The organism is Streptomyces sp. NBC_00236 (assembly GCF_036195045.1).
Taxonomy (GTDB): Bacteria; Actinomycetota; Actinomycetes; order Streptomycetales; family Streptomycetaceae; genus Streptomyces.
This window is the reverse complement of the sequence record NZ_CP108100.1, coordinates 1600730-1615976: the sequence shown is the minus strand read 5'-3', so window position 1 is coordinate 1615976 and position 15247 is coordinate 1600730. Positions and strand designations below refer to the sequence as shown.

The window sequence follows — 15247 nt, the reverse complement described above, 5'->3', positions numbered from 1 at the left end:
GCGTGATCGGGACCGTCAACCGCGTACTGCTGGGCCTGGCCGGACTGGTACTGGTCTGCGTGGGCGGCGGGGTGCTGGCCGCGGCGCTCGGTCTCTCCGTGCCGTCCTGGTGGCCGTGGTACGGCAAGCGCGACGTCCTCCTCAGCGACGCGGACCGGGACCGCTGGCGCTCCGAGGGCTGGTGGTGGCCGGTCGTGATCGCGGTCCTCGCGGTCCTGGTGGTGCTCGCCCTGTGGTGGCTGCTGGCCCAGCTGCGCCGGGCCCGCCTCGCCGAGGTGCTCGTGGACAGCGGCGACGGAGAGGGCGCGCTGCTGCGTGGCCGCGCCCTGGAGGGTGTGCTCGCACAGGAGGCGGGTGCCCTGGACGGGGTGGCCCGCGCCCAGGCCGTCCTGACCGGCAGACGCAGCGAGCCGCGGGCCAGGATCCGGCTCCTCATGGAACCGCACGCCGCCCCCGAGGAGGCGCTGGGCCGGCTCACGGACGAGGCGCTGGCCCATGCCCGGGACTCCGCCGGGCTGGCGAAGCTGCCGGCCGAGGTGCGGCTGAAGGCGGTCAAGCACCGGGCCGAGCGCGTGAGCTGACGGGCGGTACGCCACGCGGGAGGGGCCGGACGGCACAGGCCGTCCGGCCCCTCGCGTGTCGCGCGTCCGGGCGGAGGCTCAGAAGCCGCGCCGGGACCCGCCGTCGACCGGCACCATGAGGCCCGTCAGATACGAGGCGGCGGGCGAGAGCAGGAAGGCCGCCGTCCGGCCGAACTCCTCCGGAGTGCCGTAGCGCCGCAGCGGGATGGCGGCCTCGCTGGCGGCGCGGGAGGCGGCCGCGTTGCCGGACAGCGCGTCGAGTTCACGGACCCGGTCCGTGTCGATGCGGGCCGGCAGCACGCCCACCACGCGGATGCCCCGCGGGCCGAGCTCGTCGGCCAGTGACTTCGCGAAGCCCGCCAGGCCGGGCCGCAGTCCGTTGGAGATGGTCAGTCCGGCGATCGGCTCGTGGACGGAGCCCGAGAGCACGAAGCCGATGACCCCGCCCTCGCCGAGCGCCGCCGCCGCCGTCCGGGCCAGGCGCACCGCGCCCAGGAACACCGACTCGAACGCCGACTGCCACTGCGCGTCGGTGTTGTCCGCGGCGGAGCCCGGCGCGGGGCCGCCGACGCTGATGAGGATGCCGTCGAGCCGGCCGAACCCTTCCTGCGCGGACTCCACCAGCCGCCGTGCCACGTCCGGGTCGGCGTTGTCGGCCGCGAGTCCGACGGCGTCGGGGCCCAGCTCGTCGGCGGCCTCCCGGACGCGCTTCTCGTCGCGGCCGGTGATGATCACTTTCGCGCCGTCGGCGACCAGAGCGCGCGCCGTGGCGTTGCCCAGCCCCCGGGTCGCTCCGGTGACGACGTACACACGGTCCTTCAGTCCAAGATCCATGGTCCTATCCTGCCTCCTGCTCCCGCGCCCTGTCCTCGGCGGCCTGCGCTTCGGCCAGTGCCACCGCCGTGCCGACCAGCCCGATGTGGCTGAAGGCCTGCGGGAAGTTGCCGAGCTGGCGCATGGCCGCGGTGTCGTACTCCTCGGCGAGCAGCCCCACGTCGTTGCGGAGCGCCAGCAGCCGTTCGAAGAGTTCGGTGGCCTCGTCGGTGCGTCCGGTCATCCGCAACGCGTCCGCCAGCCAGAACGAGCAGGCGAGGAACGCGCCCTCGCCGCCCGGGAGTCCGTCGACCGCGGTGCTGTCCGTGCTGTAGCGGCGCACCAGTCCGTCGCTGCCCAGCTCGTCGCGGACGGCGTTCACCGTTCCGACGACGCGCGGGTCGTCCGGCGGCAGGAACCCGGTCCGGGCGATCAGCAGCGTCGCGGCGTCCAGCTCCCGCGACCCGTACGACTGGGTGAAGGTGTTGCGTGCCGGGTCGTACCCCTTCTCGCACACCTCACGGTGCACGGCGTCCCGCATCGTCCGCCAGCGGTCCGCGTCGCCGGGCAGCGAAGGGTCCTCCTCAAGGCTGCGCACCGCGCGGTCCGCCGCCACCCAGGCCATCACCTTGGAGTGCACGAAGTGGCGGCGTCGGCCGCGGATCTCCCAGAGCCCCTCGTCCGGCTCGCGCCAGGTGGACTCCAGGAAGCCGAGCAGGCTGAGCTGGAGGCTCCAGGCGTGCGGCGCGTCGTCCAGGCCCGCGGTCCGGGCCAGCCGGAGGGAGTCGATGACTTCTCCGTACACGTCGAGCTGACGCTGGCGCACGGCGGCGTTGCCGATCCGGACCGGGGCGGAGTTCTCGTAGCCGCGCAGCCACGGAAGTTCCGCCTCGGGCAGCCGGCGCTCGCCCGCCAGTCCGTACATGATCTGCAGGTCGGCCGGATCCCCGGCGACCGCGCGCAGCAGCCAGTCCCGCCACGCGGCGGCCTCCTCCAGGTAGCCGGCCGAGGTCAGCGCGCCGAGGGTCAGCGTGGAGTCCCGCAGCCAGCAGAAGCGGTAGTCCCAGTTCCGTACGCCGCCGATGTCCTCCGGGAGCGAGGTGGTCGGGGCCGCCACGATGCCGCCGGTCGGACCGAAGGTGAGTGCCTTGAGGGTGATCAGTGAACGGATCACGGCTTCCCGGTAGGGCCCCTCGTACGTGCACCGGTCGGACCACTCGGCCCAGTCGGACAGGGTGTTCTCCAGCGCCTCGTACGGGTCGACGAGATCGGGGCGCGGTGAGTGCGAGGGATGCCAGGTGAGGACGAAGGCCACCTGTTCGCCCGCGGAGACGCTGAACGACGAACACGTGGAGAACTGCTGGCCCCAGGTCTTGACGGGTGGTTCGCTGCGCAGCCAGGCGGAGTCGGGCCCCGCGACCGCCACCCGCTGGCCCTGCGAGCGGCGCATCCACGGCACGACGGAGCCGAAGTCGAAGCGCAGCCGGATCACCGAGGCCATGTCGACCGTGCCGCTGATGCCCTCGATGATCCGCATCACATCGGGCTCGTGGTCGCGCTGCGGCATGAAGTCGATGACCTTGACGGTGCCGGTGCGGGTCTCCCAGAACGTCTCCAGGACGAGCGAGTCACCGCGGTACGCACGGCGCGTGCAGGTGTCCGCACCCTTCGGGGCGATGCGCCAGTGGCCGTTCTCCTCGTCGCCGAGCAGCGCGGCGAAGCAGGCGCCCGAGTCGAAGCGGGGCAGGCACAGCCAGTCGACAGAACCGTTCCTGCCGACCAGGGCTGCTGTCTGGAGATCGCCGATGAGGGCGTAGTCCTCGATGCGTGGGGTCACGTTCTGGCGTGTTCCCGAACCTGGCGCCCGTTAAGCAGCCACGGGGTCAGGAGAGGCGGGTGTCACCCCCGCGGACGTCGTCCCCGACGTGCGGTCAGGCCTTCGCCGGCTCGGGCTCCGCCGCATCGGCCTGCTCGGCGGCCTCGGCCGCCGCCGCGAGCCGGTCGCGCTTCTCCCGGCGGGCCAGCACCACGTAGCCGACCGGGACACCGGCGGCGAACAGCCACCACTGCACGGCGTACGCCATGTGCGGGCCGATGGAGCTGTCGTCGGGAGCCTCGATCAGCTCGGGGGAGTCGCCCTTCGGCTCCGGCCCGGTCTGCTCGATGTAGCCGCCGAGCACCGGCCGGGAGAGGAGCTTCGCCTGCTGGGCGCTGTTGATCAGCATCACCTGGCGGTCCGGCAGGTCCGAGATGTCCTTGATGCCGCTGGCGCTCGTCGTCTCGTCGGCCTTGAGCCGCCCGGTGACGGTCACCTCGCCCTTGGGTACGGCCGGTACGTCGGGGAAGGCGTGCTGGTCGGCGGCGGACGGGACCCAGCCGCGGTTGATCATGACCGTGCCGCCGCCCTTGAGGTCGAACGGGATCAGCACATGGACGCCGATGGAGCCGTCGATGGCGGTGCGGCGCCGGACGACGACCTGGTGCTTCTCGTCGTACGTCCCGGTGGCCGTCACCGCCCGCCAGTAGTCCGAGCGCGGAACGACATGACCCGGTGAGGTGAGTCCCGCGACCGGCACGGGCTTCGCCTTGAGGTTGTGCGTGATCAGGGCGTTCTGCGCGACCTTGTGCTCATGCCGGTGCAGCTGCCAGAAACCCAGTTCGACCATCGTCGGAATCAGGACGAGGGCGATGAGGGCGAGAATCAGCCACTGCCGGGTCAACAGGAAGCGGTACACCCCATGACGGTACAACTGCGTCATGGGGTGCATCGCGGAGGGGGTGGGGGCACGAGCCCGGCATGACCCGAACGAGAGGCCCCAGGCGCTCAGACTTTGTCGATGATGCCCACCTTCCCCTCCGCGCGGGCGCAGTGGCCGCCGCAGAACCAGTGCCCGTCGACCTCGACACCCTGGCCGATGACCTGGACCCGGCAGTGCTCACAGATGGGCGCCATGCGGTGGATGGCGCAGGAGAAGCAGTCGAAGACATGCACCGCGCCCTGCGCGTGCACCTCGAAGGACATCCCGTAGTCGTTTCCGCATACCTCGCAACGTGCCATGCGCCACAGGGTGGGACGCTGGGGCGGCGACGGGCGAGCGGTGGGCGGGCGAGTCGCCCCCGGTTCACTCCGATGACGGCGTCGGCGCCGGCACCCTGGTGGACGCGGCCACGTCCCGCAGGAGATGGGTGAAGGCGCTCTCGTCGATGATCGGCGTACCGAACGACTTCGCCTTCACGGTCTTCGAGGTCGCCGCGTCCGGGTCGTTGGTGACGAGCAGGCTCGTCAGCCGGGAGACGCTCGTCGCCACGTGCAGCCCCGCCTCCACGGCCCGGTCCTCCAGGAGCTCGCGGTCGATCGAGGTGTCGCCGGAGAACGCCACCCGCATGCCCTGCATGAGAGGTTTCTCCTTTTCGTACCGCCCCGGGTTCGGATACGGGCAGGCCGGGCGCTTGCGCGAGGGGCGCCAGCTGTTCTGCGCGCCGTACGAGGGCTGGTAGCCGATCCGCGGGGTGACGGGGGAGTCCGACCACTCGGTCAGCGGCCGGCACTCCAGCAGCGGCAGCCGCATTCCGTCCCGGGCCGCCGCGTGCAGGCTGGGGCGGAACGCCTCGGCGAGCACCCGGGCGTCGTCCAGCGCGTGGTGCGCGCGCTCCTGCACCACGCCGAAGTGCGCGGCCAGCGACTCCAGCTTGTGGTTGGGCAGCGGCAGCCGCAGTTCCTTGGAGAGCGCGATGGTGCACAGCCGCTGCTGGACGGGCGCGATCACCGCGGCCCGTGCGTACTCCCGGGCCAGCATCGACCAGTCGAAGGCGGCGTTGTGCGCGACGAGCACGCGGTCGGCGAGCCGCTCGGAGAGCTGGGCGGCCACCTCGGGGAAGAGCGGGGCGCCTTCCAGGACATCGCTCGTCAGCCCGTGGATCCAGACAGGGCCGGGATCGCGCTCCGGGTTGACGAGGGTGTACCAGTGGTCCTCGACGTTGCCCCGGGCGTCGAGGCGGTAAACGGCGGCGGAGATGATCCGGTCGTCCCGTGCGAGGCCGGTGGTCTCCACGTCGACGACCGCGTACCCCTGCGGGTAGGCGGTCGGCCACGGTGCTGCGGTCTGGCGGTCGTCGAGCATGGTCACAGAGAATACGGGCCGACACCGACAGCCCCCTATTCGGCCGTCACCCCCGGCCCCCCCCCCCCCGCCGGCGAGCAGCCCCTCCACCAGGGCCCGTACAGACGTGACGAACAGTCGTTCCTGGTCGGCCGGCCGGGCCAGCGCCCGGGCCAGTGCCGGGTCGCCGCCGGCCGTCGACGCGCTCCACAGATCGCCCTCGGCGGGCGACTGCACGGGGGACCGTTCCCGGTTGCGCTCGACGAGCAGGAAGCCGACGGTGTGGAACTGCACCGCCCGTACCGCGTCCGCCGCCCGGGCGCCGCGCAGCCCGGCGGCGTGCACCTCGTGGGCGAGCGCCTGCTGGGCCGGCAGGAACATGCGTTCCGTCAGCCCCCGTTCGTGGACCATCGCGATCAGGTGCGGCCGGGCGCGCAGGTCCCGGCGGAGCCCGCGGGCCACGGAGACGATCCTGGCCGCCGGGGTGCGGCCGGTGGGGCGCAGGGTGCCCATGTCCAGGACGGTGCGCTCGACGAGGGCGTCCAGCAGTGACTCGCGGTTGCCGACGTGCCAGTAGATCGACGTGACGGCGGTGCCCAGTTCGGCAGCCAGCTTGCGCATGGTGAGGGTCTGCGGACCGTGCTGCCGTACGAGCCCGGCAGCGGCCGCGAGGACCTCCTCGCGGGTCAGCGACGAACGCGCCACAGCTCCTCCAGTATCCAGAACTCCGTTACACGCACGGCTATTTACCCTTCGCGAGCTCCGGTGTAACTGTGTTACAGAACCCGGCGCGGACAACCGAGAAGGGTGGCACCACATGGCACGTGTACGGTACGGCGCGCGCACCGAGGCCGAGATCGCGGAGGCCCGCGAGGCCCGCTCCCGGCTCCCGGACATCTGGTCCACCGGCGTGGCCGCCGTCTGGGAGAGCGACCCGGACGCGGTGGCCGCCGTCCTCCCACCGCCCCTGAAACCCTCCGCCCGCCCGCTCGTCCGGGCGAACATCAGCAAGGTCGATCTGCCCGGTTATCCGCTCGGCGCGGGCTCCGTCGCCGTCGCCGCCGTCCATGACGGGCACGAGGGCTGGTACCCGCTGGTCATGCCGATGACCCACGAGCGGGCCCTGACCGGCGGCCGTGAGGTGTTCGGCGAGCCGAAGAAGCTCGGCGAGGTCAGCGTGGAGCGCGAAGGACTCGTCGTGCACGCCTCGCTCGCCCGCCACGGCATCGCCTTCGTCGAGATCCGCGGCGCTGTCGGCGAACAGCTCCCGCTGCCCGCACCGGCCACCAAGCTCGACTTCTACTTCAAGTTCCTGCCCGCGGTGGACGGCGAGGGCTTCGACGCCGACCCCGTCCTGATCCACTGCACCCGCCACGAGAAGGTCCGCCGGCTGGAGCGGATCACCGGCGACGTGGTGCTGCGCGAGTCCATGTACGACCCGGTCGCCGACCTCCCCGTACTCCGCGTCCTCGACATCACCATCGGCGAGAAGACCAGCGACCAGCAGGGCCGGGCCGTCGAGCGGGTGAGCGCCGACGCGCTCCTGCCGTACATCCACCAGCGCTACGACGACCCGCAGCAGATCCACGACGGCCCGCCGCGAGGGAGCGTCCGATGAGGCTCCAGGAGGGGCAGGTCGCCGTCGTCACCGGCGCCGCGAGCGGAATCGGGCTCGCGATGGCCCGGAGGTTCGCGGCCGAGGGGCTGAAGGTCGTCCTCGCCGACGTGGAGGAGGGCGCGCTCGACAAGGCGGCCGGCGAACTGCGCGCGGAGGGCGCACACGTGCTGGCCCGGCCCGTCGACGTCAGCGAGCGCGACTCCGTACAGGCACTTGCCGACGCCGCGTACGAGACCTTCGGCGCCGTGCACGTGCTGTGCAACAACGCCGGGGTCGGCTCCGGAGCCGAGGGCCGGATGTGGGAGCACGAGCCCAACGACTGGAAGTGGGCCTTCGCCGTCAACGTGTGGGGCGTCTTCCACGGCATCCAGGCATTCCTGCCGCGCATGCTCGCGGACGGCGGGCCCGGCCACGTCGTCAACACCTCGTCGGGCGACGGCGGGATCGCCCCGCTGCCCACCGCGTCCGTGTACGCCGTCACGAAGTCGGCCGTCGTCACGATGACCGAGTCGCTGTACGCGCACCTGAGGGCGGAGGGCGCGGCGGTCGGCGCCTCGGTCCTCTTCCCCGGCCCGCACATGCTGCGCACCGGACTGTGGGAGTCGCACCGCAACCGGCCCGACCGGTACGCCAAGGAGCGCCCGCGCAGGACCCCGTACCGCAGCCTCGACCAGTGGGAGAAGGCCATGAAGGCGGGCGGCCACGAGGTGGAGTTCACGCCCGTGGAGGACGTCGCCGCCACCGTCGTGGACGGGATCCGCGCCGACCGCTTCTGGATGCTGCCCGACAGCGAGCACAGCGACCGTCAGATCCGCGCCAGGTCGCAGTCGATGCTCGAGCGCTCCAACCCGTCCTACCTGGAGAACTTCATACTCGACTGAGGGGACAGGACCCAGCGATGACCCACGACGACCCGTACCTGATCATCTCCTCCGACTGCCACGCCGGACTCCCCACCGAGGAGTACCGGCCCTACCTGGACAGCCGCCACCACCGCGAGTTCGACGACTTCCTGGCCGGCCGCGACCGCCGCCGCGAGGAGATGACCCGCCTCGGCGTACGCAACGAGGCCTTCGCCGACAAGTGGTTCCACGACAACGAGGAGGGGCTGAAAGGCGGTTGGGACGCGACGCAGCGTCTCAAGGAGCTCGACGGCGACGGTGTGGCGGCCGAGGTCGTCTTCCCCGACGCGGACGCCGTCGACAGCCGCACCGCGGCCCCCTTCGGGGTCGGTCTCGGCCTCTCCGGGGACCAGGACCCCGAGCTGGGCATGGCCGGAGCGCAGGCCCACAACCGCTGGCTCGCCGAGTTCGTCTCACAGCACCCCGAACGCCACTGCGGTGTCGCCCTGCTGCCCGTCACCGGTGAGACCGACCGGGTCGTCGCCGAGATCCACCGGGCGAAGGAGTCCGGCCTCGGCGCCCTGATGATCCCCTCCATGTGGGTGGACAAGGCCCCGTACCACGACCGCCGTTACGACCCCGTGTGGGCGGCCGCCGCCGAGACGGGCATGCCGATCGTCACCCACTCCGGCGCCGCGCCCCGCCACGAGTACGGCGACCACCTCGGCATCTACGTCTCCGAGGTCACCTGGTGGCCCTCCCGCCCGCTCTGGTTCCTCCTCTGGTCGGGCGCCTTCGAGCGGCACCCCGGGCTGAAGTTCGGCGTCGCGGAGTCCGGCTGCTGGTGGCTGCCGAACCTCCTGTGGTTCATGGACCGGCTCTACCTCGGCGCCCACGGCGGCAAGAAGCTCTCCCCGTTCGCCGAACTGAAGCGCCCGCCGCACGAGTACCTCGACCGGCAGGTGTTCGTCTGCGCCACCAACACCAAACGCCGCGAACTCGCCCAGCGGTACGAGATCGGCGTCGGCAACATCCTGTGGGGAAGCGACTTCCCGCACCCCGAGGGCACCTGGCCCGACACCGCCAACTGGCTGCGCAACACCTTCCACGACATCCCCGTCGCCGAGACCCGCGTGATGCTGGGCCTCGCGGCCGCGGAGGTCTTCGGCTTCGACACGGACAGGCTCGCCCCCATTGCCGCGCGCATCGGCCCCACCCCCGCCGACCTGGGCCAGAGCACCGACCAGGCCGCGGTCGAGGCGTCCTGGGCCCGCTCGCGCGAGGTCGGCCGGCACTGGCTGACCGACCACGACTTCCCGGTCCTGGGGGCGTCATGACCGACCACGACTTCCCGGTCCCGGGGGGCGTCATGACCGACCACGACGTGCTGATCCCGGGGGCGTCATGACCGACCGCTACACCGTCATCTCCGCCGACTGCCACGCCGGCGCCGACCTGCTCGACTACAGGCCGTACCTGGAGTCGAAGCACCACGACGACTTCGACGCCTGGGCGGCGGCCTACGTCAACCCGTACGAGGACCTGGTCGCCGACACCGCCGACCGCAACTGGAACTCGGACCGCCGCCTCGCCGAACTGGAGGCGGACGGCATCGTCGCGGAAGTCGTCTTCCCCAACACCATCCCGCCCTTCTTCCCGTCCGCCTCCCTGATGGCCCCCGCGCCCTCCCGGCAGGAGTACGAACAGCGCTGGGCGGGCCTGCGCGCCCACAACCGCTGGCTCGCCGACTTCTGCGCCGCCGCACCGGGCCGGCGGGCGGGAGTCGCCCAGATCCTCCTCAACGATCCGGCCGAGGCGGTCCGTGAGGTCCGGCGCGCCAAGGAGGCGGGCCTCACCGGCGGTATCCTGCTGCCCGGCACCCCGCCGGGCTCCGGCATACCGGAGCTGTACTCCGCGGTGTACGACCCGCTGTGGGCGGTCTGCGCGGAGCTGGACGTACCCGTCAACCACCACGGCGGCTCCGCCTCCCCGCCGCTCGGCGACGAACCGGCGGCCCGCGCGGTCTTCATGGTCGAGACGACGTGGTTCTCGCACCGGGCGCTGTGGCACCTGATCTTCGGCGGTGCCTTCCGCCGCCACCCCGACCTGAAGCTGGTGCTCACCGAACAGGGCTCCGGCTGGATCCCGGGCATCGTGGAGATGCTCGACTACTACCACGGCCGGCTGGTCGCGGCGGCGACCCGCGCGGCCACCGCCGAGTCCAAGTTCGGCGCGGGGCTGTCGGCTTCCATGGGCGCACGCCCCAGCGAGGTCTGGCGCGACAACTGCTTCGTCGGCGCCAGCTTCATGCGCCCGCACGAGGTGCCGCTGCGCGACCGGATCGGCCTCGACAAGATCATGTGGGGCAGCGACTACCCGCACGACGAGGGCACCGCCCCGTACTCACGAGAGGGCCTGCGGATCGCCTACGCGGGACTGCCGCCCGCGGAGATCGCCGCCATGACCGGCGGCAACGCGGCCCGCGTCTACGGGTTCGACCTGCCGGCGCTGGACCGCATCGCCGCCACCGTCGGCCCGACGGTCGAGGAGATCGCCGAACCCCTGAAGGAGGTCCCGCAGGATGCCACCAGCCCCGCCTTCGCGCCGGGTGGGTCGGTACGCGTCTGGTGACGCCGAGGGTCTTTCGCCGCGAAGGAGCCCGGAGATGAGACCATCCCCGGGTGACGGACACCCAGGCGCACCACGAACCGCACGGCAACGGGCTGGGCGCGCGGCTGAACTGGCTGCGCGCCGCGGTCCTCGGGGCCAACGACGGTGTGGTCTCCACCGCGGGCCTCGTCGTCGGCGTCGCGGGCGCCACCGGCGACCGGGGCACCCTGCTGACGGCGGGGCTGGCCGGGCTGCTGGCCGGCTCCATGTCGATGGCGGCGGGCGAGTACGTGTCCGTCTCCACCCAGCGTGATTCGGAGAAGGCCGCGCTGGCGACGGAGAAGCGCGAGCTCCAGGAGACCCCGGAGGCGGAACTCGCCGAGCTCACCGGCCTGTTGGAGGGCAAGGGGCTCAGCCGCGAGGTGGCCCGCGAAGCCGCCGTCCAGCTCACCGAACGCGACGCGCTGCGCGCCCACGCCGAGGTCGAGCTGGGCATCGACCCGGACGACCTGACGAACCCGTGGCACGCGGCAGGGGCCAGCTTCCTCGCGTTCACGGTGGGCGCGCTGCTGCCCCTGCTGGCGATCGTGCTGCCGCCGTCGTCGCTGCGCCTGCCGGTGACCGTGCTGTCGGTCCTCGCCGCCCTGGCCCTGACGGGCTGGTGGAGCGCCCGGCTGGGCGAGGCGAAGGCGGGCCCGGCGGTGCTGCGGAACATGGGCGGGGGAGCGGTGGCGATGGCCGTGACGTATGTGGCGGGGGAGCTGCTGGGGGCGGCGGGGGTCTAAGAGATTGCAGATCATCAAGGTGTTGCTTCCCGACCTGGGGCTCGTTGGTCCGGTATGCGCATCCCGGACGAGGCCCGTGATCAACTCTCCGCGAAATTGGCGGTGTTGTTCCCGCATCTGGACGAGCGGCAGCGACTGCTGAGGGGAACCGAGGCCCGGCTGCTGGGGCATGGTGGCATCAGCGCTGTCGCTCGGGCGGCCCAGGTCAGCGAGACGACGGTCCGCAATGGCGTGTTCGAGCCGGAACCCGGAGAGGAGCCGTTGGGGCGGGTCCGGCGTCCCGGCGGAGGACGCAAACGGGTCGCCGATCTGGATCCGGGGCTGCGGCCGGCGCTACCGGCTCTGGTCGAGCCCGAGGAGAGAGGCGACCCGATGTCGCCGCTGCGGTGGACGGTGAAATCGCCCCGTACGCTCGCGGCGGAGCCGGGCTGCCTACCCGAGGGCGACACGGCTGCTGATCACCGCCGACGCCGGCGGATCCAACGGCTACCGCACCCGGTCCTGGAAGCGCGAGCCGGCCCAACTCGCAGCTGAAACCGGACCGACGATCACCGTGTGTCACCAACCGCCAGGCACGCTGAAGGTCGGGCAGTCGGAGAGGTTCGCACCCTCCGGCTCCCACAGATCCCCAGGCACAGGCTGGCAAGGACAACAGGAGCAGGACGACGTGTAAATGATCGGCAATCCCCTTAGACCGTTACTGACCGGTGCGGGCGCATGATCCGGCCGGGCGGAAAGAGGTCTTCCCCGACGGTGTGTGTGTCTCTGCCGACGGTGATGGTGAGGCGGTCGAGAGCGGCCAGGGGGGTCAGGTCGATGACGCTGTCGACGTCGGCAGGGGTTCCTTCGGACCGGGGGTAGAGGGAAAGCGTTGTCAGCTCTGTCAGTTCTCTCAGGGGCGTCAGCTCCCCGGACAGCCGGCAGCGGAAGAGAACGAGCTTTCCGAGGGAGGGGAAGCCGCTCAGGACGGCCGGGTCCAGGTCGTCCAGACCGTCGAGAGTGAGCGAGCGAAGACGAGACCGGGACGGCGCTGCGGCCATGTACCGAAGCTGGGACGAGCTTTCGATGCGGAGCTCCTCCAGCTCGGTCCACCGCTCGATTCCCTCCAGGTTCAGTTCGCTGGCCTGCCCGATCAAGTAGAGGGACTTGAGGCGGGTGTGCAGCGGTAGTTCGCCGAAGCTTCCGACGGCGAAGCGGTGGCCGAGAACCACGGTGCTTGCTGTGAGGGGTTCCAGCTGTCCGGCTGACAGGCCGGGATGCAGCTGGATCAGGGAGAGCAAGGTCAGCGGGAGGCCGTACAACGGACTCAGATCGCGAACCTCCGGGCATTGGCTGAATCCGGCCTCGGTGAGCGAGCGCATCGAGGCCACGGGGGAGATATCCGTCAGCTCTCTGTTGTCGAAGACGAAGAGCTTCCTCAACTCACGGCGGGACACCAGCGGGGACAGGTCGCGATGGCTGCCCTGCAGACGGACCGAGTGGGCCTCGGGGACATGGCGCAGAGCACTCATCTGCTCGGCGGTGGCGGCGGAGACGTACGGTTGTTCCCAGGCCTGTGCTGCCAGGATCTCCCGTGCGTAGGTCTCGGCGTCGAAAGCACCCCATGCCTCGCACAGCTGCCCGGCGACCCACGGCCGCTCGTCCTCCCTGTACTGCCTGATCACCTCGTATGCTGTTTCGCCCCCCACCAGACCCGCCGTCATCACCACATAACCCGCCGAAAACTCATCCTCCACGTCCTGAGGCCCCGGCAGCAGCTCGAGGACCAGTTCGCCGACGGCCGCCAGCTGCTCCGCCTCCTCGCGTGTGCGCGGTGGCAGTAACTCCTCCGTCCGGCGCCGGACGTCGTCCCGCACTGCGGCATCGAGCTCCGGCGCGTGCTCCACGCTCGCCGCCGCCAGCAGCACGAGCCGGTGGCGGTACGTGGGCGTTCGGTCCGCTCGCTTCAGCAACTGCCGCAGCAGCCTGCCACGTTCGTCCGGGCGGGCGTGCCCCACCGCCATCTGTACGACATCGTGCCACTGGTCGTCGTGCGCCTGCCTGACCAGCACCCCGAAGTCACGGGCCTCCACGGCCGCCTTCGCCCCCAGGTAGTCCTGGAACGTCCGGTGCACGAACCCGACCGCCCCCGGCGCGGGTTCCCGCAACAGCCCGCTTCTGATCAGGAGGTGTTGGAACACGTTCTCGGGGCTGCCCTGAATCTGGGACATGGCCGCCAGCCACTCGGTCACCATCGCCAAGGCCTCGTCGTGCTCCGCCTCCGCCTGACCGTTGCGGATCAACCAGTACGCCAGCCGCTGCAACAGCGCCGTCTGTTCTTCCCTGGTCAGGTCGACGCCCTCGACCCCGTTGACGTCGCGTTCCGTGTCGCGCCGAACGAGCAGCATGTCCAGCGCCGCGTCGTACAACTCCTTCCGCGCACGCGGAAGTTGCGTGCGGCGGTCCCGATTGAGGGCGCACAGCAGCGCACACATCAGCGGGTTCGTCGCGAGCCGGCCCAGGTCGCGCCGCGTCCCCACGGCGTGCCGCAACGAGGCTTCGTACGCGTCGAGCTGCTCGCGCTCCTCGTCCGACCGGCACTCGGAGCGTGCGGCCGTGTGCCAGTGGTCGACGAATGCGCGGATGTCCTTCGTCGTCATCGGCATCAGGGAATGTGCCTCGAATCCGGAGCCGGACAGCCAGCTCTCCGGCACGGCGGACGGCCGGGTCGTCACCACGTAACGGGACCTCGGATACGCGGTGAGCAGGTCCTTCAGCCATTTCTCGGTACGCTGACGCAGCCGTGCAGGGACTTCGTCGACCCCGTCCACCAGCACCAGGCCGCGGCCTTCGGACAGCAGCCGGTCCGCCCACCCGGCGGGCGCAGCGCCATGCAGTGGGACGCCCGCCGCGTGCAGGAAGTCCTCCGGACCCGGCAGCTTTCCGTCCGATGTGAATGCGCGAAGGCGCAGGACGAATGGCACGCAGCGGTTCAAGTCGGCGAGGTCCCCGCCGAACGTCTGCCGGGCCGCATTCACCGCCAGCCACTGGACGAGGGTGCTCTTGCCCGAACCGGCCGTCCCTCGCAGCAGCAGTCGGCCGGTCCCCGCGAGGGCCTGCTCCGCCGTGACCGTCACCCGCTCCGGCGCGGTCGCCTCCCACCACTCCGGTCCGCTGTCCCGGGAGCTCACCGACAGGCTGATGTAGCCCGTCTCCAGCGGCCACTCGCCCGTCGACCGCCCCAGCGTCAGCCCGAACAGCCCTATCCGGCTGTGCGCCGTGGCCATGAACTCCGTGTACCGCCGCTCGAAGTCCAGCGCCGCCGTGCCGGGGCGCGGGCCGACCCGTTCCCGTACGTCCGCCACCAGCTCCCGCGTCCGCTCTGCCGCGCGCACCTGCTCCACCGCCGCCCGTGCCGTGAACGACGGCTCGGCGGTCAGCTGCTCCATGGCGTGCGCGCAGCAGCGGTCCAGGAGCTCCCCGTAGAGCCCGGCCGCCCGGTCCGACAGCCCGGCCGGGGGCGCCGACAGTTCGGCGGACAGCCGGTCGGGATCCAGGTTCAGGCCGAACAGCCGGTCGGCCGTCAGCTCGCCCGCCGCGACGAAGGTGTCCTGGACCGCTTCCACGGCGGCCAGCCGTTCGTTCTCCGGCAGCCCGGTGTACGACTCCGCCAACCGGCCGGCGAGTACCCGCGCCAGCCGGTCCGGCTTCGCCGGGCGGGGGAGCGGCCGCACCGGGTCCGGGACCAGGCCCGCGCCCGGCTTCGGGGTGATCAGTGATCGAGCGACCGAGCCGATCACCGTCGTCGCCAGCCGGACCAGCGCAACTTCCAGACCCTGCACGGCAGTTCCTCCCCCTGTCGGACTCCGGTGGAGGGATCGTACGACGGCCGCGCTGTCGGAAGGTGCCAAAAGCTGCT

Annotated in this window: 12 protein-coding genes and 2 pseudogenes; 7 read left to right on the top strand and 7 right to left on the bottom strand. The window is 71.6% G+C overall.

All coding sequences use genetic code 11. From position 1 onward, the window contains the following. Positions 1-2 precede the first annotated feature (2 nt). Positions 3-581: an alkaline shock response membrane anchor protein AmaP gene (amaP, locus tag OG446_RS07090; RefSeq protein ID WP_389260731.1), complete on the top strand. Its 579-nt coding sequence runs from the start codon at positions 3-5 to the stop codon at positions 579-581. A gap of 78 nt (positions 582-659) precedes the next feature. On the opposite strand, the gene OG446_RS07085 is transcribed toward amaP, so the two are convergent. The 6 genes and pseudogenes from OG446_RS07085 to OG446_RS07060 form a co-directional block, all read right to left on the bottom strand. Further along, entirely contained in the window at positions 660-1415 is a 756-nt protein-coding gene (locus tag OG446_RS07085) for an SDR family oxidoreductase (protein ID WP_328893209.1), read from the bottom strand. A gap of 4 nt (positions 1416-1419) precedes the next feature. Beyond that, entirely contained in the window at positions 1420-3231 is a 1812-nt protein-coding gene (locus OG446_RS07080) for a glycoside hydrolase family 15 protein (RefSeq protein ID WP_328893208.1), read from the bottom strand. Positions 3232-3325: 94 nt separating this feature from the next. Continuing rightward, positions 3326-4129 (bottom strand): SURF1 family cytochrome oxidase biogenesis protein, encoded by an 804-nt coding sequence (locus tag OG446_RS07075; RefSeq protein ID WP_328898228.1) that lies wholly within the window; start codon positions 4127-4129, stop codon positions 3326-3328. Positions 4130-4218: 89 nt separating this feature from the next. Beyond that, positions 4219-4452, bottom strand: coding sequence for a hypothetical protein (locus tag OG446_RS07070; protein WP_078852816.1), 234 nt, complete (start codon positions 4450-4452; stop codon positions 4219-4221). 64 nt (positions 4453-4516) lie between these two features. Further along, entirely contained in the window at positions 4517-5521 is a 1005-nt protein-coding gene (locus OG446_RS07065) for a DEDDh family exonuclease (protein WP_328898227.1), read from the bottom strand. Positions 5522-6040: 519 nt separating this feature from the next. Then, positions 6041-6313 (bottom strand): annotated as a pseudogene (locus OG446_RS07060) (TetR/AcrR family transcriptional regulator); the annotation flags it as partial. Between OG446_RS07060 and OG446_RS07055 the strand changes: the two are divergent. From OG446_RS07055 to OG446_RS07030, 6 genes and pseudogenes are all read left to right on the top strand, one after another. Then, on the top strand, positions 6312-7112 hold the full coding sequence (locus OG446_RS07055; protein WP_328893207.1) for an acetoacetate decarboxylase family protein: 801 nt from the start codon (positions 6312-6314) through the stop codon (positions 7110-7112). The pseudogene OG446_RS07060 and the gene OG446_RS07055 overlap by 2 nt on opposite strands. Further along, complete coding sequence (locus OG446_RS07050) at positions 7109-7993, top strand: SDR family NAD(P)-dependent oxidoreductase (RefSeq protein WP_328893206.1); 885 nt, start codon at positions 7109-7111, stop codon at positions 7991-7993. Before OG446_RS07055 ends, OG446_RS07050 begins: the two co-directional genes overlap by 4 nt. A 17-nt stretch (positions 7994-8010) precedes the next feature. Continuing rightward, complete coding sequence (locus OG446_RS07045; protein ID WP_328893205.1) at positions 8011-9291, top strand: amidohydrolase family protein; 1281 nt, start codon at positions 8011-8013, stop codon at positions 9289-9291. 67 nt (positions 9292-9358) lie between these two features. Next, the gene (locus OG446_RS07040; RefSeq protein WP_328893204.1) at positions 9359-10585 is read left to right on the top strand and encodes an amidohydrolase family protein; all 1227 of its coding nucleotides are present in this window, start codon (positions 9359-9361) and stop codon (positions 10583-10585) included. A 50-nt stretch (positions 10586-10635) separates the two neighbouring features. Beyond that, complete coding sequence (locus OG446_RS07035; protein ID WP_328893203.1) at positions 10636-11349, top strand: VIT1/CCC1 transporter family protein; 714 nt, start codon at positions 10636-10638, stop codon at positions 11347-11349. Positions 11350-11403: 54 nt separating this feature from the next. Then, a pseudogene (locus OG446_RS07030) lies at positions 11404-11947 on the top strand (ISAzo13-like element transposase-related protein); the annotation flags it as partial. 91 nt (positions 11948-12038) lie between these two features. Here OG446_RS07030 and OG446_RS07025 read toward each other — a convergent pair. Next, the gene (locus OG446_RS07025; RefSeq protein WP_328893202.1) at positions 12039-15170 is read right to left on the bottom strand and encodes an NACHT domain-containing protein; all 3132 of its coding nucleotides are present in this window, start codon (positions 15168-15170) and stop codon (positions 12039-12041) included. Positions 15171-15247 lie beyond the last annotated feature (77 nt).

Bases quoted from the DNA above. Each gene is read 5' to 3' on its own strand.
- OG446_RS07070 (WP_078852816.1), bottom strand. From the start codon at position 4,452: ATGGCACGTTGCGAGGTATGCGGAAACGACTACGGGATGTCCTTCGAG.
- OG446_RS07085 (WP_328893209.1), bottom strand. From the start codon at position 1,415: ATGGATCTTGGACTGAAGGACCGTGTGTACGTCGTCACCGGAGCGACC.
- OG446_RS07055 (WP_328893207.1), top strand. From the start codon at position 6,312: ATGGCACGTGTACGGTACGGCGCGCGCACCGAGGCCGAGATCGCGGAG.
- OG446_RS07040 (WP_328893204.1), top strand. From the start codon at position 9,359: ATGACCGACCGCTACACCGTCATCTCCGCCGACTGCCACGCCGGCGCC.
- OG446_RS07050 (WP_328893206.1), top strand. From the start codon at position 7,109: ATGAGGCTCCAGGAGGGGCAGGTCGCCGTCGTCACCGGCGCCGCGAGC.
- OG446_RS07045 (WP_328893205.1), top strand. From the start codon at position 8,011: ATGACCCACGACGACCCGTACCTGATCATCTCCTCCGACTGCCACGCC.